This is a genomic window from Thermoclostridium caenicola, from assembly GCF_900142095.1.
In the GTDB taxonomy this organism is placed as follows: domain Bacteria; phylum Bacillota; class Clostridia; order DSM-8532; family DSM-8532; genus Thermoclostridium_A; species Thermoclostridium_A caenicola.
Window position 1 is genome coordinate 1 of sequence record NZ_FQZP01000098.1, and the last position, 1,972, is coordinate 1,972.

The following is a 1,972-nucleotide window of genomic DNA, read 5'->3' on the forward strand; positions in this document are numbered from 1 at the left end:
GTAAGCGTCAAACGCTGGCAGACAGCACTAAGATCTATCAGGCTTCTTACCGCCTAACCATTTATCAAAAGCATTGGAGATTTCAATCCTAAATTCTTCATCCGACAGGCCAAGGGCAGTTCCGCGTTCATACGCCAGATCAACCGTATTGGCGAACCTGTCCGCTAATCTGCTGTCCTCAAGCTCCATATACGGGAAATGCTCTATTACATAGGCGGAATAATCCAAATCGAAAAAATAACGATCTATTTCACCGTTAATGAAATCTGAGATGAAATTAATCATAAATGTAGTATGTTCGCCAGCATTCATATGTCTTCTTCTTCCCACGCATATTTTTCAGGATCTTGCCTTTTGGGCTTCGGTATATATACCTTTTGCGGTATCTTCGTACTTCCGGGTAAAAAGTCTTCAATTGTGGTTACATAGCCTGTTTTCCCCAGATTAGGGACCTGTGTAAAAATCCATGACAAATATTCAAACGGGTTCAATCCGTTTTCTCGCGCTGTTTCAATAAGGCTGTAATACACTGCACTGGCTCTTGCTCCGTTTGGTGTATTGCAGAAAATCCAATTTTTTCGGCCGATCACAAAGGGCTTGATGCTTCTCTCCGCCCGGTTGTTTGATATTTCCAGACGTCCGTCCAGCAAATATCGTTCAAGATATTTGCGCTGTGTCCGGGCATATTGTACTGCTCTTCCAAGAAGGATTTTGGGCAAGGCATTCAAGTTCCCAATCCAGTCATAAAATTCATCCATTAAAGGTTTTGACAATCTTTCTCGTTCCCTGCGCCGGTCCTCAGGGGTCAGCAAAGCAAACTGTCTCTCTAAATGAAACAGTTTATCGCAGTATTCAACCCCTTTTGCTGCATTTGAATCAGCCTGCTTATCCTTTGGCAATGCTTTCATCGCCTCAACCAGTTTTCGCCGCATATGCGCCCAACAACCAATAACAGTGATGTTTTCAGGCAGCTTGTGATACCCCTCATACCCGTCGGCATGAAGATAGCCCGAAAAACCTTTCAGGAATTCTTCCGGATGCGTATGTTTCCTGTCAGGCTGGTAGTCATATAGTATAATCTGATGTTTCGCTTCTCCGCTTGTCCGGAACAACCACATGTAACTCTTCGACTGAGCAGCCTTCCCTGGCTCTTTCAACACCTGCAATACCGTTTCATCCCCATGCAGTACATCGTGGCTGCATAATCGTTGCTTCATTTTCTCGTATATCGGTTCCAGCCATTCCTCACAAGCTTTGATAAGCCAGTTTGACATAGTCTGCCTTGATAGCAGAATACCATTTTGCTTCCATTCCTGTTCCTGCCGGTATAATGGCGATGCCATCATGAATTTTTGCGTTGCTATATGCGCTATCGTTTCCGGAGATGCAAAACTGCCTTTTATGACAGGCTCAGGCATATCTGCCTTTACAACAGGCACCCGATCCGATGTTTCTTCGCAATTCCGGCATGAATATACATGTCTTACATGCCGTACAATCACTGCTTTCGCAGGTATTATCTTTAATTCCTCACGGATTTCCCTGCCCATTGTATGCATCTCACTGCCGCAGTCCGAACAGATTCGTTCACTTTCCGGCAGTTCATGCTCGATTATCTCGACAGGCAAGTCTTCCGGCAGTTTATCTGTTGTCAGTCGGGTCCTCTTTTTACGATAATGCGCCTTTACCTCTGATAATGAAGGTTCAGGCGCAGTTAAATCAGCAGCCGCTTCTGCTTCGTTGAAAAGATTCATCTGATGAACATTGGTCTGTTCACTTGAAATGCCAAATTGCCTGTGCTTTGCAAGGCGGATTTGTTCCATGAACCATTGAACTTGTTGCTTTAACTCAGCAATCGTGCGGTCTTTTTCTTCAATTATCTTAAGCAGTTTTTCTACCGTAATCTCTTGCGTTTCCATATGGTAATTATACCATAAAACCCGCTTAAAATCCAGATTTTCGGCACATTTTG

The 1,972-nt window shown here is 44.0% G+C and carries 2 protein-coding genes; both read right to left on the minus strand.

Annotation, left to right across the window (positions count from 1 at the left end; all coding sequences use genetic code 11):
- Window positions 1-27: 27 nt before the first annotated feature.
- Window positions 28-312, minus strand: a complete 285-nt coding sequence (locus F3H12_RS13005) for a hypothetical protein (protein WP_149679739.1) — start codon at window positions 310-312, stop codon at window positions 28-30.
- The gene (tnpC, locus tag F3H12_RS13010; RefSeq protein ID WP_149679740.1) at window positions 309-1,919 is read right to left on the minus strand and encodes an IS66 family transposase; all 1,611 of its coding nucleotides are present in this window, start codon (window positions 1,917-1,919) and stop codon (window positions 309-311) included. Before tnpC ends, F3H12_RS13005 begins: the two co-directional genes overlap by 4 nt.
- Window positions 1,920-1,972 lie beyond the last annotated feature (53 nt).